The sequence below is a fragment of the Leifsonia aquatica genome (assembly GCF_014190775.1).
GTDB classification, from domain to species: Bacteria; Actinomycetota; Actinomycetes; order Actinomycetales; family Microbacteriaceae; genus Leifsonia; species Leifsonia aquatica.
Genome location: NZ_JACHVP010000004.1, coordinates 237,552 through 258,711, shown reverse-complemented (window position 1 = coordinate 258,711; position 21,160 = coordinate 237,552). Strand labels below are relative to the sequence as shown.

Genomic DNA, 21,160 nt, shown 5'->3' with positions numbered 1-21,160 from the left:
CGGGAGTTGTCCGGATCCTTGCGGACCGTGGCGAAAGCATGTCGCATATCGAACTTCTACAGTCTGTAGAATTCAAGCGTGCGGTAACCACCGCACGCGACGACGCGGCGGGATGGCCGCTGCCGGAAGGATTCATCGTGACCGTGGCAACAGAGACGCGATCGGCAACTTCGACCTGGGCCACCCGGCTCGTGCGGCCGGTGGGGATCCTCGCCGTCATCGCCGGACTGGTCATGGTGATCGCGGGCGGAGTGGTCTGGGGCGTGGTCAGCAGCCAGCTCCAGGCGCAGAAGATCACCGTGAGCGAGGATGCGGCCGCGTTCGGCGGGCAGACCGTCGCCGGGCCGTTCACTGCTCTCGCGCAGGCCGACACCATCAACACGCACGCGGAGAAGCTGTCGGGCGGCAAGACCTACGCCGAGCTCGAGCAGGACGACCCGCTGCGTCCGATGGTGATGAACGCATCCTTCCTCCGGGCCTCGCTGTTCACGTCGGTGGTCTCGTTCGGCGTGGCGGCCTTCGCCATGGGGGCGGGCGTGATCATCGCGCTGCTGGGCTGCGCCATCTGGCTCATCGCCCCGCGCCGCCGCAGCACCGCGACCGCGTCGGCGGTGTAGCACGGGAGGGATCGGTTCAGCGTCGATCCGGAGACGGCGCCGCGTGACGCGCGAGCGGTGGACGGAGCTCAAGAGAGCCACTCGCCTGCGGCTCGCCGCCCGAGCGGCGCGATAGGCCGAAGGGGCGGTACGTCGACACACGTACCGCCCCTTCCGCGTGTACGGAAGGCCGGTACCCCGGCCCTCCCCGACTCGAACCCCGACCCGACCCTGAGTGCACCCTGATTCCTCGGCGCAGGGGTTGCGGTGGTCGCAACTCGCGATATATCGTGACTCTGTCAACATCGCGATATATCGCGAGTCACCGAAACATCATCGTCGCGTGGCAGCGGCGTACAGGAGAGGTCAGGAACATGGCACAGGAGAAGTGGCTGGTCCAGCCCGGCGAGAGCCGCACGATCGACGTGGAGCTGGTCCGCACCCTCAAGATCGGTTTCATCGGCGGGCAGATCGACGTCATCGCGCACGACGAGCCCGGCGCGCGTGTCGAGGTGCACTCGGTGCAGGGCCGGGATCTGAAGATCACGATCGACGGCGACCGGCTGGAGATCGATCACCCACAGCTGCGCTGGGACAACTTCATCGAGGTCTTCAAGTCCATGCGGTCCAACGCCAAAGCGGACGTGAGCGTGCTGGTGCCGCGCGACGTCGCCCTCAAGTTCGGGGTCGTCTCGGCGACGGCGCTGATCTCGGGCCTGCACACGGATGCCCGCCTCAGCACGGTCTCCGGCGATGTCGTCGCCGACGGGCTGGTGGGGGACATCGAGCTCAACTCGGTCAGCGGCGAGCTGTCGGTGCGCGACCACTCCGGCCGCATCAATGCGCACACCGTCTCAGGTGATGTGACCGTGAGCGGTTCGATCCGCAAGCTCGCGGTGGACGGCGTCTCGGGCGACGTGATGGCCGACATCTCCGGCACTCCGGACGAGATCGCGATCAATACGGTCTCGGGCGACTCGACCATCCGCATCCCGGAGGCCATCGGCGCCCGCTACCGGGCGAACACCGTCTCGGGACGCGTGCAGCTCGACAACGTGGTGATCGTCGGGTCCGTCGGAAAGGGGTACACCGGCACGGCCGGCTCGCTCGACGGCTCCTGGGTCGACATCAACGTGAACTCCGTCTCGGGCGCCGTCTCGGTGCTGCGCGGCCCGAGCGCCTCGCAGGAGAGCGCTCGCCAGGGCGGCGAGGGGGCGTCGGCGTGACCCCCGTCTTCGCCCACGGCAGCCTCCGGCTGTACCTCCTCAGCCTGCTCGACGAGTCCCCCAAGCACGGCTACGAGCTGATCCAGGCACTGAGCGACCGCTTCGGGGGCACGTACACGCCCAGCGCGGGCACGATCTACCCGCGGCTCGCCAAGCTCGAGGAGGAGGGCCTCGTCACCAAGCAGGCGGACGGCCGCAAGACGGTCTACGCCATCACCGAGGCCGGCCGCCGTGAGCTCGCGGAGCGCCAGCACGAGCTCGACGCGATCGAGGACGAGGTGACCGATTCGGTGCGCCGGCTCGCCGACGAGGTGCGCGCCGGCGTCGACGACGCCATGCGCACGCTGCGGGCCGAGCTGGCCTCGGCCGCGCGCGAGAGCCGGCGGGACGCCACGCGCCTGGACCCCCGGCGGGAGGCGCGCGACGCGGCCCGGGAGGCGTCTCGCGACGCTCGGGCGGCGGCCTCGTCGGCGATCCGCGAGGCCGATGTCGCGATCAACGACTTCCGTCAGCAGCTCCGCACGGAGCTGCGGCTGCAGGCGTCGCGCGGAACCCTGCCGGAGGACGTCGTGACGCTCCTGAAGGACGAGCTGGTGCGCGTGCGCCGCTCCGTCCTGGAGGCGCTCGGGCGACGCTGACGGGATGCGCCATGTCGTCGCTGCGGTTCTACCTGCGTACGGCGCCGCCCGCGGAGACGGCGCCCCGGACGGGATGCACAGCAACTCCCGGCGAACGTTCTGAGAGTCTTCAGAGAGAGACTCCGACCCCCGTTCCGCCGCGTGATTCCGCGGATGTGGAGGGGTTGTGGATGCGAAGGCCGAGCCTTGCAGAAACGCAACTGGCCACCCCCTCGACGCGCCGACTTGACAGGGTATTGGCAGCGAGTAGTGTCGTCCCTCGTGACAAATGAGGGGAGATCCCCGAAGCGCTGGTTGATCGGCGACCCGCTTCCGAGTGAAAAGCTCGAAGGACAGCTGCTCCCGAAGCACCTCGCCCTACCCATCTTCGCCTCCGACGCCCTGTCGAGCGTGGCCTACGCCCCGCAGGAGCTGCTGATGATCCTGCTGCTCGGCGGGCTCGCCTTCCTGAGCTTCGCCCCGTGGGTCGCGGCGGCCGTCGTCGTCCTGCTGGTCACGGTCGTCCTCAGCTACCGCCAACTGGTCAAGGCGTACCCCTCCGGCGGCGGTGACTACGAGGTCGCCCACAAGAACCTCGGCGAGAAGGCCGGCCTCATCGTCGCCTCTGCGCTGCTGGTGGACTACGTGCTCACCGTGGCCGTGTCGGTCGCGTCCGGCGTGGACAACGTGATCTCGGCCCTCCCGTTCCTCGCGCCGTGGCGGGTCGAACTCGCGGTGCTCTGCGTCATCCTCATCGCCGCGGTCAACCTGCGCGGTGTGCGCGAGTCGAGCAAGGCGTTCGCCCTGCCGACCTACATCTTCATCGGCAGCGTCTTCCTGATGATCGTGACGGCGCTGATCCGCACCGTCTTCGGCGATGCGCCCGTCGCCGAGTCGGCCGGCTACCAGGTCCACGCCAGCAGCCTCACGCAGGCCGCGATGGTGCTGCTGCTGCTCCGCGCGTTCTCCAGCGGCTGCTCTGCCCTGACCGGTGTGGAGGCCGTCGCCAACGGCGTCCCCGCGTTCCGCACCCCGAAGATCCGCAACGCCCGCGTCACGCTCGGTCTCATGGGCGGCATCGCGATCGTCCTGTTCGCCGGACTGACCGCCACCGCGCTGATCAGCGGCGTGCACTACGCCGAGAACCCCTGCGACCTCCAGGGCTGGGCCCAGTGCGCGACCTCGCCGCAGCGCAGCCTCATCGCGCAGATCGCCGCCGCCACCTTCGGCAACAACACGTTCTTCTTCTTCCTCATCCAGGCCGCGACCGCGATCGTCCTGCTGCTTGCGGCGAACACCGCCTTCAACGGGTTCCCGCTGCTCGGCTCGGTGCTCGCGCGCGACTCCTACGCCCCCAAGGCGCTCAACACCCGCGGCGACCGCCTCGTCTACTCGAACGGCATGATCGTCCTCGCCCTCGCGGCGACGGCCCTGCTGCTCGTCTACCAGGCGAACCTCACCCAGCTCATCCAGCTCTACATCATCGGCGTCTTCGTGTCGTTCACGCTCGGCCAGTCCGGGATGGTGAAGCACTGGATCACGCTGCTCAAAGAGGGCGGGCAGACCGGTCGCGAGCGCAGCAGCATCGTGCGCTCCCTCTGCATCAACGCCTTCGGCGCCTGCCTGACCGCGATCGTGCTCATCGTCGTGACGATCACGAAGTTCACCCACGGCGCGTACCTCGTCTTCATCTTCATGCCGATCCTGTGGTTCCTGATGCTCGGTGTGAACCGGTACTACCGCGACGTCGAGAAGGAGATCGAGGTCGACCCGATCACGACCTTCGGCTCGGTCGGAGACCACGCCATCGTGCTGGTCGGCAAGATGCAGAAGCCGGCCCTCAAAGCCCTCGACTACGCGATCGCCGCGCGGCACGACTCGATCGAGGCCATCCACGTCTCCATCGAGGAGGAGGCGACCGAGGAGCTGCAGAAGCAGTGGATCGAGCAGAACATCCACGTCCCGCTCACGATCATCGAGTCGCCCTACCGCGAATTCGGCGTGCCGCTCATCAAGTACCTCAAGCACCGGCGCGAGGAGCACGGCTCCGAGGTCACGACGGTCTATCTGCCGCAGTACATCGTCGGCCACTGGTGGGAGGGCATCCTCCACAACCACCGCGCCCGGCGCCTCGCCAAGCAGCTGATGCTCTGCCACGGTGTCACGGTCGCGCTCGTCCCGTGGCTGCTCGACTCCTCGTCGCTCATCTACGGCCGCCGGTCGCGCCCGCTGCCCGGCCAGGACCGCCGCGGCGAGCCGGTGCGCGCCATCGCCCGCCGGCCGCTGGTGCCGGCGTCGAAGCCGCACGCGCGCATCCACATCCACTCCACGCCGCTCGCCGTCGGCCAGCCCGACAACTCCGTCCCGGATGTGCCCGAGGTCGTGGGCGAGACGACGGGCGAGACGCTGCCGACGCCTCCGGAGACCCCCGCGCCCACCAAGCGCTGAGCCACCCGCGCTCTGTACACTGTGTCGGTCCCGGTCTGAGAACTCGGACGTCGTGTCGAGGCGATCCGCGCGGATGGCGCGTAGGGTCGCAAGAGGGCCTGACGCCATTCATCGCAGAAGAGGAGTGCCATGAGCTACGCCGTGACCAATCCCGCCACCGGCGAGACCGTGAAGACTTTCGAGCCCATCGGCGACGCCGAGCTCGAGGCCGCGATCACCGCCGCCAGCGACGCCTACCGCGGCTGGTCGAAGTCGTCCACCGTCGAGGAGCGCGCCGCCCTCATCCGCCGCGTCGGAGAGCTGCACGTGGAGCGCCGCCAGGAGCTGGCCGACATCATCGTCCGCGAGATGGGCAAGCCGGTCGAGCAGGCGCTCGGCGAGGTGGACTTCGCCGGTGCGATCTACGAGTACTACGCCGACCACGCGTCGGAGTTCCTGGAGGACGAGCCGATCACGCTGCTCGACGGCGAGGGCACCGCGGTCGTGCGGCGCTCGGCGCTGGGCGTGCTGCTCGGCATCATGCCGTGGAACTTCCCGTACTACCAGGTGGCCCGCTTCGCCGGACCGAACCTGGTGATCGGCAACACCATCCTGCTCAAGCACGCGGAGCAGTGCCCGGAGTCGGCCGCGGCGATCGAGAAGATCTTCCTCGACGCGGGCTTCCCCGTCGGCGCGTACGTGAACATCTACGCCGGCCACGACCAGATCGAGAAGGTTATCGCCGACCGCCGCGTGCAGGGCGTTTCCCTCACGGGCTCGGAGCGCGCGGGCGCGGCGGTCGCCGAGATCGCCGGCCGCAACCTGAAGAAGGTCGTCCTGGAGCTCGGTGGGTCCGACCCGTTCATCCTGCTGTCCACCGACGACCTCGACGGGACCGTGCAGAACGCGGTCGACGCCCGTCTCGACAACAGCGGCCAGTCCTGCAACGCGGCCAAGCGCTTCATCGTCGCCGACGACCTGTACGAGTCGTTCCTCGAGAAGTTCACCGCCAAGCTCGCCGAGGTGGAGGCCACCGACCCGACCAGCGAGGAGTCGGCCCTCGGCCCCCTCTCGTCGCTGCGCGCGGCGGAGAACCTCGAGGACCAGGTCAACCGTGCGGTCGAGAACGGCGCCATCCTGGTGCGCGGAGGCGGCCGCAACGGCGCCTTCTTCGAGACCACCGTGCTGACCGACGTCACCCCGGAGAACCCGGCCTCGCAGGAGGAGTTCTTCGGGCCGGTCGCGCAGGTGTTCCGCGCGAAGGACGAGGCCGACGCGGTCCGCATCGCCAACGACACCCCGTTCGGGCTGGGCTCGTACCTTTTCACGACCGACGAGGAGCAGGCGCACCGCGTCGCCGACCAGATCGAGGCCGGCATGGTCTTCGTGAACCTCGTCCTCGCCGACGGCGCCGAACTGCCCTTCGGTGGCGTGAAGCGCTCCGGCTCCGGCCGTGAGCTCGGCCGCTTCGGCGCCGACGAGTTCGTCAACAAGAAGCTCATCCGCATCGGCTGATCCCGCTGCGCACGACGGCCGTCCCGGACATCCGGGGCGGCCGTTCTGCGTCGATCCCCTTCCGGGCGACGACTCATATCGGGCAGTATGAGATCGCTGAAGTCACCCGGGGGAGGGGCGGAACGTGATCAGGAGCAGCTCGCGTCGGCGTGGGCGCCGATTCCGGACGATGATCGGTGCGGCGGCGGTCGCGATCGGCGCGGTCGTCGCCGTCGGCACCGCGCCCGCTCAGGCAGCGACTCTCACGGCCGACCGGGCGGTGGAGATGACGCCCGAGCTGCACGACCGCATCCAGGAGAAGATCGCGTCCTTCCAGGCGAAGTACGGCATCGCCGGGATGTCCGTCGCCGTCGTGACGCCGGCCGCCGGAGGTGCCGAACCGGTGGTCACCCGATTCGCCGTCGGGGTTCCGACGCTGGGGTCCGCGACGCCGGTGGATTCGTCGACGCAGTTCGAGATCGGGTCCGAGACGAAGATCTTCACCACCGACCTCCTGACCTCCCTCGTCGCCGCCGGGCGGGTGTCGCTCGACGACCCGGTGCAGAAGTACGCCCCGGCCGGGATCACCGTGCCGGTGTGGACCGACCCGCAGTCCGGCGCCACGACAGAGATCACCCTCCGCAATCTGGCGACGCATCAGGCGGGCCTTCCCGACTCGCCCGAGAACTACTGGGAGCCGTGCCACAACGACCCCGCCTGCATCAATCCCCAGCCGGACTACACGCAGAGGATGCTGTGGCGGGGCCTGGCGGACAACCCCCTGCTGTGGCAGCCCGGCACCAACTGGCTCTATTCGAACTTCGGGTTCGGTCTGCTCGGCACGATCCTCGCGAACGTGATCGCGCCGACACCGGAGACCGACCCGCCCGCGTACCTGCCCGCGCTGCAGGGCGCGTTCCTCGACGACCTGGGGATGTCCTCCACCTTGCTGGGGACCGGCCCGACCATCGCGACGCCGTACGCGTCCGACAACACCCCCACCTTCTACTGGGACGACACCAACGCCCTCGCCGGAGAAGGCGGGCTCGTCTCCAACGCTGACGACATGGCGACCTGGGTCGAGGCGCACCTCGGCTATCGTTCTGCGGGCGCGCCGCTCGGCGTGCGGACGATGGCGGACACCCTCCGTCCCGTCAGCACCATCACCACCATGTGCTCGGAGCCGGATCCCGCGTCGTGTCAGCCGGTCACGGATTTCCAGATGGGACTCGGCTGGCAGCTGTACCCCGCGACCTCGAACGGCATGGGTGCGGACTGGGCGTTCAAGAACGGCGGCACGGCCGGGTTCAGCACCGACACCACGCTCGCCCCGAGCCGCGGAGTCGGCGTCACCACGATGTGGAACCAGGGGCGTCCGCAGGACGTCGACAGCGAGCCCGGCATCGAGCTGCTCTCGCTGATCCTGAACTTCGAGCCGCGACCGGACCATGCCCCCGGCGACGGCGATCACGGCGACCACCGCGACGGTCGCACGCACGTCCTGGCCGAGAGCGGATCGAGCGGGACGGCACCGCTCCTCGCCGGTTTCGGCGGAGGGATGCTCGTGATCGCCGGCGGCATCCTCGTTGTGCGGCGTCGAAAGCACGGCGCCGCCTCCCAGTGACCACGGCGACGTTCGCCACGACGTCTATCCGCGCTGCCCGGAATCGACAGGGCGTCGAACGCATCGGCGACGCGGGATACGTACCGTGGGCCTCACACAAGTGCTTGAGGAGGAGCCGTGGCCCTGACGTTGGATCGGACGGAAGCGAACCCGCTGGATGAGGCGATCGCCCAATTGGACGGCGCCATCGCGACGCTCGGATACGACGCGGGGATACGCGACATGCTCGCCACCCCGCGTCGCGAGATGACCGTGGCCGTGCCCCTGCGGGGGGACGACGGGACGGTCACCGTCTTCACCGGCCACCGCGTGCAGCACAACTTCTCCCGCGGTCCCGCCAAGGGCGGCCTGCGGTACAGCCCGCACGTCACGCTCGAGGAGGTTCGGGCCCTCGCGATGTGGATGACGTGGAAGTGCGCGCTCGTCGACATCCCGTACGGCGGCGCCAAGGGCGGGGTGCGCATCGACCCGCGCCTGCACTCCGAGGCGGAGCTGGAGCGCGTGACCCGTCGCTACACCAGTGAGATCCTGCCCATCCTCGGCCCGGAGCGCGACATCCCGGCGCCCGACATCGGCACGTCCGAGAAGACCATGGCCTGGATCATGGACACCTACTCGGTGGTCTCGGGCTACACCGTCCCCGGCGTCGTCACGGGCAAGCCGCTCAGCCTGGGCGGCTCGCTCGGCCGGGCGAGCGCCACCTCCCGCGGCGTCGTGCACATCGCCCTGGCGGCGCTGCGCCACCGCGGGATCACCCCGGCGGGCGCCTCGGCCGTCGTGCAGGGCTTCGGCAAGGTCGGCCGCGACGCGGTCTTCTTCCTCCACGAGGCGGGCGTGCGCGTCGTCGGCATCGCGGACCAGTACGGCGCGGTGCACAACCCCGCGGGCATCGACCCCGAGCGGCTCGCCGCCCACGTCGACGCCACCGGCTCCGTCGTCGGCTACATCGGCGCCGACGCGGCCGACAGCGCCCAGGTGCTCGAGCTCGACGTCGACCTCCTCATCCCCGCCGCCGTCGAAGGCGTGCTCACCGAGGAGAACGCGCCCCGCGTGACCGCCCGCGTCATCGTCGAGGGCGCCAACGGACCGACCACGGCCGGCGCCGACGCGGTGTTCGCCGCGAACGGTCAGCTCGTCGTCCCCGACATCCTCGCCAACTCCGGCGGTGTGATCGTCTCGTACTTCGAGTGGGTGCAGGCCAATCAGGCGTACTGGTGGCGCGTCGACGAGGTGGAGGCGAAGCTCGAGGAGCGCATGCTCGCCACCTGGCGCGACGTGCTCGCCTCCGCCCGCTCGCGCGACCTCACGCTGCGCGCGGCCGCGACGGCGCTCGCCGTGGAGCGGGTCGCCGAAGCGCACCGGCTGCGGGGCCTGTACCCGTAAACCGCGAGCGTGCGGGCCCGGGAGCGCGGGCTCCCGGGCTCAGACCGAGCGCGTGAACAGGTGGACGGTGATCGCCTGGCCATCGTCGTGGATGTGGATGTCACGCTCGGGATCGGCGACGAAGCCCAGGCTGGTGTACAGGGCGTGGGCGCCGGTCATGTGCTCGCCGCTGTTGAGGGCCACGGCCCGGTAGCCGCGGCGACGGGCCTCGTCGAGCGTGAATGCGGTGAGGCGTGCGCCGATCCCGCGGCGCCGGGCGTCGGGGCTCACGGCGAGCAGCCGGAAGTAGAGTTCGCCGTCGCGCAGCGCGCCGCCCAGGTCGTAGCCGTCGCGCAGGATGGAGACGGTGCCGACGAGGGTGCCGTCGGCATCCGCCGCGACCCAGATCTCGTACTCGTCGGTGCGACCGGCCGTGTCGAGCAGTTGGGCGCGGTAGCCGTCGCTGATCGTGTAGTCGTTGCGGTAGGCCGCGTAGCTGAGCTCGCCGATGGCCGCGTACTCCGCCGGGTCGGCCAGGCGGATGACGAGTCCGTCATCCGGTGTCGTGGTCGGTGCCGTCTCCGTGGCGCTCATCCGCTCTCCTCGTGTTGTTCCAAGTGGTTGCCTGAACCGCAACGCCAACACCCCGCACCTCTTCCCGGACACGCGAAAGGTGAGTCGTTGCGGGTCCGCAGGGGTGCGCACCCGCAACGACTCACCTCTCGGGGGCGTCAGCGGTAGAGCGGAGTGCCGTCCGGCGCGGCGGGGACGGGGGTGCCGTCGACGTGCAGGGGCCAGCCGAGCTGCTTGCCGGCGGGCACCGCGGCGAAGTCGGGGCGGCCGTCCGGGCCGGCGGGCAGCGGCGTGCCGTCGGTGAAGTGGGGCCAGGCGAGCGGCCGCTGCGGGGCGGACGGAGTCGCGGGGGCCGGGGCCGGCGGTGCCGCCTGCGCGGGGGCCTCGGCGACCGGAGCGGGCGACGGAGCGGCGGGAGCGGGTGCAGCCGGTGCGGCGGGAGCGGCGGCCTCGGCGGGCGCCGCCGGGGCCGGAGCCGCCTGCGGAGCGGGCGGGAAGCCTCCCGGAGCCTGCGCGTAGCCTCCCGGAGCCTGCGCCGCGAACGCGGGAGCAGCCGGGATCGGCTGCCCGTAGCCGGCCTGCGGGTACCCGGCGGGAGCGTAGCCCGCCGCCGCGTAGCCAGGCGTGGCGTGCCCGGCCGCACGCTGCTCGCGCGAGCCGAGCAGGCCCCACAGCGGCACCAGCACGAAGCAGACGCCGGCGACGATGCTGATCGCGCCGATGACGCGGCCGTAGAACTCGTAGTCCCACAGGGTGTTCAGCGAGTGGGGGGCGGGGAGGGTGACGAGCACCGCGATGAGGGCGAGCGCGACCAGGGCGACGACCGCGAAGATGTCGGTCGGGCGGCTGCGCCAGCGGTTCCAGATCAGGCGCAGGAGGTCGCCGAGCCCGAGCATCGCGCGCACCCACAGCAGGGTGCCGATGCCGAGGAAGAAGGCGCCGAACTGGTCGCCGACCGTGAACGGGCTGAGCCAGATGATCCCGATCCAGAGCAGGAGCAGGTAGGCGTCGGCCGCGAGCGAGGACAGCTCGAACCAGGAGGGGCGGAACCGGCCGATGAGGGAGTCGACCCAGACCAACAGGGCGAAGACGACCAGGGTGATGTTGGTCGCGATCACGCGGCCGAGGGTCTCGCCGCTCACGCCGAAGAGCACGAAGCCGATCGAGAGGAGCGCTGCGAGGATCACCGCCCCGATGAGCACGCGCGGGGCCCACCCGCCGATCGCACTGTTCCGGATGCCAGGTGTCGTCACGGTCGCACGCCTTTCCACGGTTTGCCCACGGAGACGCGATCGCCCCCGTGGGCCACGCTAACAGAACGGTGCGACGGCGCATCCGGGCGGGCACCGACATCCTGCTCCGGGTCTGCCCCGCCCGCTTGACCTTGACGTAACGTCAAGATCTAGCGTGATCTCCGTACGCACGAGAGAGGAGCCGCGCATGGACTGGTCCATCCAGGACATCGCCCGCATGGCCGGCACGACGAGCCGGACGCTGCGGCACTACGACGACATCGGCCTGCTGCGGCCGAGCCGCGTCGGGGCCAACGGCTACCGGTACTACGACCGGGACTCCCTCGTGCGGCTGCAACGCATCCTGCTGCTGCGCGACCTGGGACTCGGCCTGCCGGCCATCGCCCGGGTGCTCGCGGACCGGGAGGATGCGGTGCCCGCGCTGCGCGACCACCTCGGCTGGCTGCGCGGCGAGCAGGAGCGGCTGGCGCGGCAGATCGCGTCGGTCGAGACGACCATCCACGCCGTGGAGAGAGGAGCGGAGATCATGGCTGAAGAGATGTTCGACGGGTTCGACCACACCCAGTACAAGGAGGAGGTCGAACAGCGCTGGGGACGCGAGGCGTACGCGGCGTCCGACCGGTGGTGGCGCGGGATGACGCCGGAGGAGCGCCAAGGGTGGAAGGAGCGCCAGGAGCGGCTCGCCGCCGACTGGATCTCCGCCGCGTCGAGCGGCATCGCGCCGGAGTCGGAGGAGGCGCAGGTGCTCGCCCGGCGGCACGCCGAATGGCTGGCCGACGTGCCCGGCACCCCCGGCCACGGAGCGGGCGGACCGCCGGCCGCCTACCTGACCGGCCTCGCCGACATGTACGTCGCTGACCCGCGCTTCGGCGCGAACTACGGAGGAGCGGAGGGGGCGGAGTTCGTCCGCGACGCCCTCCGCGTGTACGCCGCCGCCCACCTCGCGTAGGCGTCCGGCGAGCGCCGAGGAGGCGAATTGTCCGCCTCCTCGGCGCTTTTCGCGCGAACTCGTGCCGTCTCGGTGGCGCTGAGGCGCGCGCGGCTCAGCGCGAGAGGCGGCGATCGAGCACGAAGGCGGCGGCGGTCGCGAGCACGAGCAGCGCGGACCCGGCGAAGAGTGCGGTCGAGCCGAGCGGCAGCAGCACGCCGACGAGCGCGGCGCCCAGCGACGAGAAGCCGACCTTGATGCCGGCCATCGTGACGAACACCTGGGCTTCAGCGCCGTGCGGCGCGTACGCGGTGCGCGCCGCGAGACTGGCCGTGAACAGCACCCCGGTCGCCGCGCCGAGCGCGGCGTACACCACGATGGCGAGCGGGAAGGTGAGGGCCAGGAGGCCGGCCGCCAGCATCCCGAGCACCCCGAGCGTCCCGCGCAGCACGAGCCGGTCGGCCTCGCCGCGGAGGGGGACGGCGATCAGCACGAGGGAGACGGCGAGGTTGCCGAAGCCGTACGCCGCCGTCAGCGTCGCGGACTGCGCGGGCGGCTGCGCCAGCGAGGCGGCCGTCGCCACCGCGATCAACGGGACGGCTCCGAGCGGGATCGCGGTGACGGCTGTCGCCACCGTGGTGCGCCGGAGGCCGGGCACGCGCACCAGCATCCCGATGGCCTGCAGGATGTTGACGGCGGGGGCCGGGCGGTCGCGTCCCTCCCGGTCGGGCCGGGGGAGCAGCAGCACCAGCGCGGCTCCGACGAGCGCGGCCGCGGCCGCGCAGACCACGGCGACGGCAGGACCGGCCGTCGCAGCGACGGCCCCGATGGCTGCGGGGCCGGCCGTGCCCGCGATGCCGTAGGTGGCGGCGTCGACGCTCTGTGCCCGGCGCTGGGCGACGGCGTCGCCGCCGACGATCCCGGCGAGCTGGCTGCTCATCCCTCCGGTCAGGAGCGGACCGGCCGCGCCGGCGACGAGCAGGGCGATCGCGCCGAGCCACGGCGCGGTTCCGATCGCGGGGACGGCGACGGCCAGCGCCAGCCCGTAGAGGGCGCCAGCCCCGGCGAGCACGGCGCGTTTGGCGTGCGTCCGGTCCAGCAGCTGCGCGGCGACCGGACCGAGCAGATGCGGCAGGGTGATGCACGCCGCGAGCAGGCCGGTTCCGGCGCCGAGGCGGTGCTGCTGCGCGAGCAGTACGACGCCGATGACCGCCGCTGCGTCGGCGCCGCGCAGGAGGCACGCCGCGGCGACGTAGACCGCCAGTCCGCTCCGCCTCCCCCGCACTCGATGCACCGTACTCCCGTCGCGGTGTCGAGGCGGCGAACTCTTCGCCGTCTCGGCGCTTTGAGCGTGAGATCTCGCCGCCTCGGCGGAGGAGCTGTGGAGAACTCGGGCGGTCGGTGGGGCGAGCTGGGCGCGGCGCGAGCTAGGCGCGGCGCGTGCGCCCGTTCAGGCGGTCGTCGAGCCAGTGCGCGGCGATGATGCGGGAGGGGCGCGCCTCCTCCGGCGCTGCGCCTGCCTCCCCACGCTCGGCGGGCGCGCGATCCGGCTGCACCCGCCGGACGAGCGGGCCGTCGGCGTGGTCGGCGAACCGGCTGCGGGCCGCGGCGTCGGACTCGAGCAGGATGCCGTCGCGCACGTCGACACGCGCGGCATCCTGCTCGTCCCGAAGGCCGGCCCCTTGCACGGCCGTGCCTTCGAGTTCGCCCTCCAGCGGCGCGGCCGTTGCAGCGAGCCGCGGCAGCCGGATGGCGAAGAACGGGATGGTGATGGCGCAGAGCGGTCCGATCAGCAGCGCCTCGGCGAGCGTTCCGATGCCGACGTTTCCGCCGAGGAACCAGCCGATGATGAGCACCACGATCTCGATGCCCGTCCGCACGGCCCAGATCGGCCAGCCGGTGCGGGCGTGCAGGCCGGTCATCAGGCCGTCGCGCGGGCCCGGCCCGAGCTGGGCTCCGATGTAGAGGCCGGTCGCCACCGCGAGCAGGGCGAGGCCGGCGACGAACACCAGGATCTGGGCCCACAGCTCGGTCTGCTGCGGGATGACCCACAATCCGAACTGCGCGCTCGGCCCGACGAGCAGCACATTGAGCACCGTCCCGAGTCCCGGGCGCTGGCGCAGCGGGATCCAGAGCAGCAGCACGGCGAGGCCGACCACGTTGGTGATCAGTCCGAACGCCCAGCCGCTGTGGATCGAGAGGCCCTGCGCGAGCACGTCCCACGGCGACACCCCGATCGCGGCGCGCACCATCAGCGCGATGGCCATCCCGTAGAGGAAGAGGCCGATCAGCAGCTGGACGAGGCGCCGGGTCAGGAGGAGTCGAGTGGTCACCTTCACAATCCAATCGCTCGATTGGCCTTCCATCAAGATGCCAATTCGGTTAAGGTGGCATGCATGTCGGATCCACAGCTCACCGCCCGCTCGCTGGAGACCCTGCTCGGTCAGTGGCGCGGAACCGGCTCGCAGTATCAGGAGCTGGCCGACCGCGTGCGCCTGCTCGTGCTCGACGGCCGCATCCCGATCGGCACCCGCCTGCCGGCCGAGCGCGATCTGGCGGGCCGCCTCGGCCTCAGCCGCACCACGGTCGCGGCCGCCTACCGGCAGTTGCGCGAAGGCCGCTTCGTCGACAGCATCCGCGGCTCCGGCAGCGTCGCGCGGCTCCCCGGCCCGGCACTGGCGCTGCCCACCGGTGGCGGGGATGGGATGCTCGACTTCACGAAGGCCGCCCTGCCCGCGGCCACCGCCCTCCCGGCCGCGGCGCGCGCCGCCGCCGAGGAGCTGCCGCACTTCCTCCCCGACTCCGGGTACGACCCCGTCGGCCTCCCGCACCTGCGCGCCGCCATCGCCGCCCGCTACACCGAGCGCGGCCTCCCGACCGACCCGGACCAGGTGCTCGTGACCGTCGGCGCGCAGCAGGCGATCGCCCTGATCGCCCGCACCTTCCTCGGCCGCGGCGACCGCGCGCTGGTCGAGATGCCGACCTACCCGCACGCCACCGAAGCGCTGCGGCTCGCGGGAGCCCGCCTCGTCCCCATCACGGTGACGCCGCCGGAGGAGGGCCCGCACGCGCTGGGCACCGAGGACGACGGGTGGGATGCGGACGCGATCGAGCAGACGATCCGGCGCGCGAATCCGGCGCTGGCGTACCTCATCCCCGACTTCCACAACCCCACCGGCGCCTCCATGTCGCCCGCCACCCGGGAGCGCGTGCTCGCGGCGGCGGCGGCGCAGGGCACGATCGTCGTCGCGGACGAGACCACCGGCGACCTGGACATCGACCGCCGGGGCGAGCACCTCCCGATGCCCGTCTACGCGGAGCGCGCGGCCGGCGGAGCGCCCGTGCTGCTCATCGGCTCGGCGAGCAAGAGCCTCTGGGGCGGCCTGCGGATCGGCTGGATCCGCGCCGACCGCCCGCTCGTGCAGCGCTTGATCGCCGCTAAACCCTCCACCGATCTCGGCACGCCGATGATCGAGCAGCTGGTCGTCGCACGGATGCTGCCGCAGATCCCGGAGATCGTGGAGGAGCGACGCACGCAGCTGCGGGAGGGGCGTGACACCGTGCGGCGGCTGATCGCCTCGACCTTCCCCGACTGGACGATGCCCACCCAGCACGGCGGTCTCGCCGCCTGGGTCGGGATCGGCGCCCCCGTCAGCTCCGCGCTCGCGCTCGCCGCGCGCAACCACGGACTGCTGATCGCGGCCGGCCCCCGGTTCGGGCTCGACGGCGCGTTCGAGCGGTCCCTGCGCATCCCGATCACCTATTCGGTGGAGGAGACCGAGCGCGCGTTCGCCGCACTGAAGCGGGCGTGGGCCGTCGCGGCGAACGAGCCGGCACCGTATTACGACGCGGCGGCGCTGCCCAACGTCGTCTGAGCGTCTGCGCCGGTCTGGCTCGCGGCGACCGCCCAGAGTGAAGCGGGCAGGTCGCGCCCGCGGGCGCTGCGGGGCAGGGCGGCCCGGTGGGTCGGGCCGGTCAGGGCCCAGCGGTCGGGTCCGTAGTACGCGCCCTGCGCGGCGGCGGGGTCGGCGGCGGCGAAGAGCAGGGGTTCTGCTCCCTGCTCGACCCCCTGCGAGGGGAGGAGGGTGCGCCGCGAGGGCTGCAGGGCCTTGTCCTCGCTCCGCGCGAGATTGCGTCCTGCCGTCTGCAGGTTCGTCCGGGTGTAGCCGGGGTGCGCTGCGGTGCTGAGGAGACCCCAGCCGTGCTCCTCCGAGAGCGCGGCGAGGTGGAGGGCCATCAGCAGGTCGGCGAGCTTGGATTGCGCGTACGCGCGGCCGGCGCGGTAGCGCCGCTCGGAGTCGAGGTCGTCGAAATGGATGCCGCCGAAGTTCGCCGTGCCGCTCGACATCGTCGCGACGCGCGGCGACGGCGATTCCAGGATGCGCGGCAGTAGCAGGTTCGTCAGCAGGAACGGGCCGAGGAAGTTGCTCTGCCATTGCAGTTCGTGCCCGTCGACGGTCACCGTCCGCTTCGGCGGGACCATGACGCCGGCGTTGTTGACCAGGGTGTCGATGCGTTCGCCGTCGGCCAGCATCCCCTCGGCGAAGGCGCGGACGCTCGCGAAATCGGCCAGGTCGATGCGGCGCAGTTCCAGCTGAGCGCCGGGCACGCGAGCCAGGATGTCACGGCGCGCGGACTCGCCCTTGTCGAGCGAGCGCACGGCCATCGTGACGCGCGCGCCGGCCGCGGCGAGCCGGGTCGTCGCCTCCTTTCCCGTGCCGCTGTTGGCACCGGTCACGACGATGTTGCGTCCGGTCTGGTCGGGAACGGTGTACATGAGATCCTCCGTCGTGCCGTGGATGTCCGGCTGATCGTGAAATAATGAACCGGTGGTCTGTTACGGACAGTAATAGACCGATGGTCTGTTAGCAAGGGGGTTCCCGGTGTCACAGGCGACGTTCAGCCGGGCGCGCAGCGTCGAGCAGCGCGCGCAGCGCCGGGAGGACATCCTGAGCGCCGCCCGCGCGATGCTCGGCGACACCCGCGTCGCCGACCTGAGCCTCAACGAGCTGGCGAGGCGCGTCGGTCTCGCCAAGTCGAACGTGCTGCGCTACTTCGAGTCGCGCGAGGCCGTGCTGCTCGACCTCTACGACCGCGAGTTCCGCGAGTGGCTCGATGCCCTGGAGGAGCGTCTCGCGGCGACGCCCGAGCGCTCGGCCGGCTCCCTCGCCGCCGCGGTGGCCGAGACGGTCGCCGAGCGGCCGGTGCTGGCCGAGCTCTGCGCGAGCGCTCCGGGCATCCTGGAGCACAACATCTCGGGGGAGGTCGCCCGGGCCTACAAGCGGGGGATGCTCACCTCGGCGGCGCGGCTGGCCGCGCTGGCAGCGCCCTGGATCGGCAGCGACGAGTCCGACGCCCTCGTGTTCGTCGGGGCGGTCACGCTCGCCATCGGCGGCGTCTGGTCGAGCTGCCGGGTGTCGCCCGGGATGGCAGAGGCCTACGCGCTCGACCCGGAGCTCGCCCGGTACCGGCTCGACTTCGCGTCCAGCCTCCGGACGGGCGTCGCGGTCGTGATCCGCGGGCTGCGCGCCGGCCGGGTGGGCGCGGGTGGAGGCTCCGCCGCGAAGTAGTACCACGGCATGAGGAACTTGCACCTTCTGCAATGAGATGCTGGACCTGCGTCATCGATGCCGCACGTCCGCATCCACACCCGCTGAGGGGAACATCCGTGCACTTTCTCGCTGTGCTCAGCATGAAGAACCGCGCGCTGATCGCGCTCGTCACCATCGTGGCGGCCGTGTTCGGCGGTCTCGCGCTGGCCAATCTCAAGCAGGAACTGATCCCGTCGATCTCCTTCCCGCAGCTCGCCGTCGTGTCGACCTACCCCGGCGCGTCCCCGGAGGTCGTGAACAACGACGTGAGCACCCCGGTCGAGGCCGCCATCCAGGGCGTGCCGGACCTCGAGAGCACCTCCTCGGTGAGCAGCACGAACCAGTCGATCATCACGGCGAAGTTCACCTACGGCACCGACCTGGCGACCGCCGAGCAGAAGATCGACCGCGCGATCAACCAGATCAAGTCGAACCTCCCCTCGGGCGTCGAGCCGCAGGTGGTCTCGGGCAGCATCGACGACCTCCCGGTGATCCAGCTCGCGGTCAGCAGCAACGGCGACCAGCGGACGCTCTCCGACGACATCACGAAGCTCGCCCTCCCGGACCTCAAGGACGTCACGGGCGTCAACGACGCGCAGCTCGTCGGCGAGGTCGGCCAGCGCATCACCATCACCCCGGACGCGGCGAAGCTCGCGGCGGCGGGAGTGAGCAGCTCGGCCGTGAAGGACGCCCTGCAGCAGAACGGCGTGCTGCTCCCGGGCGGCTCGATCACCGAGGACGGCAAGACCCTCTCCATCCAGTCGGGCAAGCAGCTCACCTCGGTCGACGACATCGCGGCACTGCCGCTCGTGCGGAGCGCGACGGCGGGTGCGGGAGCGTCCGGATCCGGGGCCTCCGGGGCCTCCGGGGCCTCCGGAGCGACGGGTGCCTCCGGCGCCACGGGATCGGCCGCCGCTGAAGCAGCCGCCGCCGCCGCCGAGCCGACCACCCCGCCGACCATCGGCGACGTCGCCACGGTCGCCGAGACCGACGACCCGATCACCTCCATCTCGCGCGTCGACGGCAAGCCGGCGCTCACGATCGCGGTCACGAAGCTCCCCTCCGCCAACACCGTCGAGGTCTCGCACGGCGTGACGGAGCTCATCCCCGACCTCCAGAAGAAGCTCGGCTCCGACGCGAAGATCACCGTCGTGTTCGACCAGGCCCCCTTCATCACGCAGTCGATCAACTCGCTCACCGAGGAGGGCCTGCTCGGCCTCCTGATGGCGGTCATCGTCATCCTGGTGTTCCTGCTGTCGGTGCGCTCCACGCTGGTGACGGCGATCTCCATCCCGACCAGCGTGCTCATCACGTTCGTCGTGATGTGGGCGACGGGCTACACGCTCAACATCATCACGCTCGGTGCGCTGACGATCGCGATCGGCCGCGTGGTCGACGACTCCATCGTCGTCATCGAGAACATCAAGAGACAGCTGGTGCCCGGCGCCGACCGGGCGGTCACGATCGTCCGCGCGGTCCGGGAGGTCGCGGGCGCGATCACCGCCTCCACCATCACGACCGTGGCGGTGTTCCTGCCGCTGGCGTTCGTCGGCGATGTGACGGGCGAGCTGTTCCGCCCGTTCGCGCTCACCGTGACGATCGCGCTGCTCTCGTCGCTGCTCGTGGCGCTGACCATCGTGCCGGTGCTCGCCTACTGGTTCCTGCGTGCCCCGAAGGCTCGCAAGCACGAGGGCGGCGCGGCCGACGACGAGGCGGCGCACCTGACCGTCGAGGAGGCAGCGGCCTCCGGTCACGACGAGCTCGAGCACCCGTCGCGCCTGCAGAAGGGCTACCTGCCGATCATCCGCTGGACGCTGAAGCACTCTGCGATCACGATGATCATCGCGCTCGTCGTCCTGATCGGGACCGGCTTCCTCGCCCCGCTGATGAAGACGAACTTCCTCGGCGCGAGCGGCCAGAACTCGCTCACGATCACGCAGACCCTGGAGCCCGGCGCGAGCCTGCAGGCGAAGGACGACGCCGCGAAGTCCGTCGAGCAGAAGCTGCTCGACACGAAGGGCGTCGAGACCGTGCAGGTGTCGATCGGCTCCAGCGGCTCCTCCCTCCGCGACGCGTTCGCCGGGGGCGGTGGAGGCGGCACGACCTTCTCGATCACGACCGACCCGGACGCCGATCAGGAGAAGCTGCAGAACACCATCGAGAGCGAGCTCGGCTCCATCAAGGACCAGGGCACCATCCAGGTGTCGTCGCAGAGCGGGTTCGGCGCCTCCAGCGACATCGAGGTGGACATCACCGCCAGCACGAGCGAGGAGCTGCAGACGGCGACCGACTCGGTCGTCGCCGAGCTGAAGAAGCACTCGTCGCTCAAGCAGGTCACCGACAACCTGAGCGCGTCGCTGCCGTACATCGCGGTGACCGTCGACCGCACCAAGGCGGCGGAGGCGGGCCTCAGCGAGGTCGCCGTCGGCACCATCGTCTCGCAGGCGATGCAGCCGACCCAGGCCGGAACGGTCGCGATCGACAACACGACGCTGACGATCTACATCCAGAACTCGGACGCGCCGACGACCGTCGCCGCGCTCGCGGACCTGCAGATCCCGACCGCGACGGGTGTCGTGCCGCTCAGCACGCTGGCGACCGTCGAAGAGGCGAAGGGGCCGGCGACCGTCACCTCGGAGCGCGGCCTGCGCACCTCCACCGTCACCGCCACTCCCGCGACCGACAACCTCTCCGTCGCGAGCGGTGACGTGACCAAGTCCCTCGCCAAGGCGGACCTGCCGGAGGGTGCGACGGCGAAGATCGGCGGCGTCTCGTCGAGCCAGACCGACGCGTTCGCGCAGCTCGGCCTCGCGCTGCTGGCGGCCATCCTGATCGTCTACATCGTGATGGTGGCGACATTCCGCTCGCTCCTCCAGCCGGTCCTCCTGCTGGTCTCGGTGCCGTTCGCGGCGACCGGCGCCATCCTGCTGCAGATCGTCTCGGGCATCCCGCTCGGCGTCGCCTCCCTCATCGGCGTGCTGATGCTGATCGGCATCGTGGTGACCAACGCGATCGTGCTCATCGACCTGGTGAACCAGTACCGCAGGCGAGGGCTTTCGGTCGCGGAGGCCGTCGTGCACGGCGCCTCCCGCCGTCTGCGCCCCATCCTGATGACGGCGCTCGCGACCATCGCGGCGCTCACCCCGATGGCGATCGGCCTCACCGGGCACGGCGGCTTCATCTCGCAGCCGCTGGCGATCGTCGTGATCGGCGGTCTGATCTCCTCCACGGTGCTGACGCTGGTCGTGCTGCCGACCCTCTACAACCTGGTGATGGGATGGCTGGAGCGCCGCGAGGCGAGGCGGGCGGCGAAGCGCGGCGACGGTGGCGGCAACGGCTCGGCGGGTGGACCCGGCGCGGGCGAGCCCGTCACCGGAGGCCCGGGAGCGGCCGGGGCCGCCGTGACCGTCACGGGTCCGCAGCCGCCGGTGTTCACCCCGCCCGCGGGCGGCCAGCAGCTCTGAGAGCG

16 protein-coding genes are annotated in these 21,160 nt (G+C 71.1%); 11 read left to right on the top strand and 5 right to left on the bottom strand.

The features are described 5' to 3' along the window. Positions 1 to 137 precede the first annotated feature (137 nt). The 7 genes from FHX33_RS17205 to FHX33_RS17175 all read left to right on the top strand — a co-directional run bounded on the left by FHX33_RS17205 (position 138) and on the right by FHX33_RS17175 (position 9,367). Positions 138 to 617: an aromatic ring-opening dioxygenase LigA gene (locus tag FHX33_RS17205; RefSeq protein ID WP_248616255.1), complete on the top strand. Its 480-nt coding sequence runs from the start codon at positions 138 to 140 to the stop codon at positions 615 to 617. A 353-nt stretch (positions 618 to 970) separates the two neighbouring features. Then, positions 971 to 1,822 carry a DUF4097 family beta strand repeat-containing protein gene (locus FHX33_RS17200; RefSeq protein WP_021763153.1) on the top strand — a complete coding sequence of 284 codons (852 nt, stop codon included), beginning with the start codon at positions 971 to 973 and terminating at the stop codon, positions 1,820 to 1,822. Continuing rightward, on the top strand, positions 1,819 to 2,460 hold the full coding sequence (locus FHX33_RS17195) for a helix-turn-helix transcriptional regulator (RefSeq protein WP_183428777.1): 642 nt from the start codon (positions 1,819 to 1,821) through the stop codon (positions 2,458 to 2,460). The genes FHX33_RS17200 and FHX33_RS17195 overlap by 4 nt, the downstream gene beginning before the upstream one ends. Positions 2,461 to 2,754: 294 nt before the next feature. Further along, complete coding sequence (locus tag FHX33_RS17190) at positions 2,755 to 4,887, top strand: APC family permease (protein ID WP_246397521.1); 2,133 nt, start codon at positions 2,755 to 2,757, stop codon at positions 4,885 to 4,887. Positions 4,888 to 5,016: 129 nt separating this feature from the next. Then, the gene (locus FHX33_RS17185; protein WP_021763607.1) at positions 5,017 to 6,381 is read left to right on the top strand and encodes an NAD-dependent succinate-semialdehyde dehydrogenase; all 1,365 of its coding nucleotides are present in this window, start codon (positions 5,017 to 5,019) and stop codon (positions 6,379 to 6,381) included. A gap of 124 nt (positions 6,382 to 6,505) precedes the next feature. Continuing rightward, positions 6,506 to 7,984 (top strand): serine hydrolase domain-containing protein, encoded by a 1,479-nt coding sequence (locus FHX33_RS17180; RefSeq protein WP_155829044.1) that lies wholly within the window; start codon positions 6,506 to 6,508, stop codon positions 7,982 to 7,984. A 117-nt stretch (positions 7,985 to 8,101) separates the two neighbouring features. Further along, entirely contained in the window at positions 8,102 to 9,367 is a 1,266-nt protein-coding gene (locus FHX33_RS17175) for a Glu/Leu/Phe/Val family dehydrogenase (RefSeq protein WP_313544210.1), read from the top strand. A gap of 39 nt (positions 9,368 to 9,406) precedes the next feature. On the opposite strand, the gene FHX33_RS17170 is transcribed toward FHX33_RS17175, so the two are convergent. Continuing rightward, a complete protein-coding gene (locus FHX33_RS17170; RefSeq protein WP_021765352.1) occupies positions 9,407 to 9,940 on the bottom strand; it encodes a GNAT family N-acetyltransferase in 534 nt (177 codons plus the stop codon). Between the two features lie 137 nt (positions 9,941 to 10,077). Further along, complete coding sequence (locus FHX33_RS17165; RefSeq protein WP_183428776.1) at positions 10,078 to 11,172, bottom strand: hypothetical protein; 1,095 nt, start codon at positions 11,170 to 11,172, stop codon at positions 10,078 to 10,080. Between the two features lie 187 nt (positions 11,173 to 11,359). Between FHX33_RS17165 and FHX33_RS17160 the strand changes: the two genes are divergently transcribed. After that, positions 11,360 to 12,121: a MerR family transcriptional regulator gene (locus tag FHX33_RS17160; protein WP_021763693.1), complete on the top strand. Its 762-nt coding sequence runs from the start codon at positions 11,360 to 11,362 to the stop codon at positions 12,119 to 12,121. A gap of 94 nt (positions 12,122 to 12,215) precedes the next feature. On the opposite strand, the gene FHX33_RS17155 is transcribed toward FHX33_RS17160, so the two are convergent. Both FHX33_RS17155 and yczE read right to left on the bottom strand, forming a co-directional pair. Further along, positions 12,216 to 13,385: an MFS transporter gene (locus FHX33_RS17155; protein WP_183428775.1), complete on the bottom strand. Its 1,170-nt coding sequence runs from the start codon at positions 13,383 to 13,385 to the stop codon at positions 12,216 to 12,218. 142 nt (positions 13,386 to 13,527) lie between these two features. Beyond that, the gene (gene yczE / locus FHX33_RS22215) at positions 13,528 to 14,433 is read right to left on the bottom strand and encodes a membrane protein YczE (protein WP_183428774.1); all 906 of its coding nucleotides are present in this window, start codon (positions 14,431 to 14,433) and stop codon (positions 13,528 to 13,530) included. 63 nt (positions 14,434 to 14,496) lie between these two features. Between yczE and yczR the strand changes: the two genes are divergently transcribed. Continuing rightward, on the top strand, positions 14,497 to 15,975 hold the full coding sequence (gene yczR, locus FHX33_RS17145; protein WP_183428773.1) for a MocR-like transcription factor YczR: 1,479 nt from the start codon (positions 14,497 to 14,499) through the stop codon (positions 15,973 to 15,975). Here the strand turns inward: yczR and FHX33_RS17140 are convergent. After that, positions 15,942 to 16,877 (bottom strand): SDR family NAD(P)-dependent oxidoreductase, encoded by a 936-nt coding sequence (locus tag FHX33_RS17140; protein WP_183428772.1) that lies wholly within the window; start codon positions 16,875 to 16,877, stop codon positions 15,942 to 15,944. The genes yczR and FHX33_RS17140 overlap by 34 nt on opposite strands. A gap of 106 nt (positions 16,878 to 16,983) precedes the next feature. On the opposite strand from FHX33_RS17140, the gene FHX33_RS17135 reads away from it, so the two are divergent. Both FHX33_RS17135 and FHX33_RS17130 read left to right on the top strand, forming a co-directional pair. After that, the gene (locus FHX33_RS17135; protein WP_021765314.1) at positions 16,984 to 17,670 is read left to right on the top strand and encodes a TetR/AcrR family transcriptional regulator; all 687 of its coding nucleotides are present in this window, start codon (positions 16,984 to 16,986) and stop codon (positions 17,668 to 17,670) included. Positions 17,671 to 17,768: 98 nt separating this feature from the next. After that, positions 17,769 to 21,155 (top strand): efflux RND transporter permease subunit, encoded by a 3,387-nt coding sequence (locus FHX33_RS17130; RefSeq protein WP_183428771.1) that lies wholly within the window; start codon positions 17,769 to 17,771, stop codon positions 21,153 to 21,155. Positions 21,156 to 21,160: the final 5 nt, after the last annotated feature.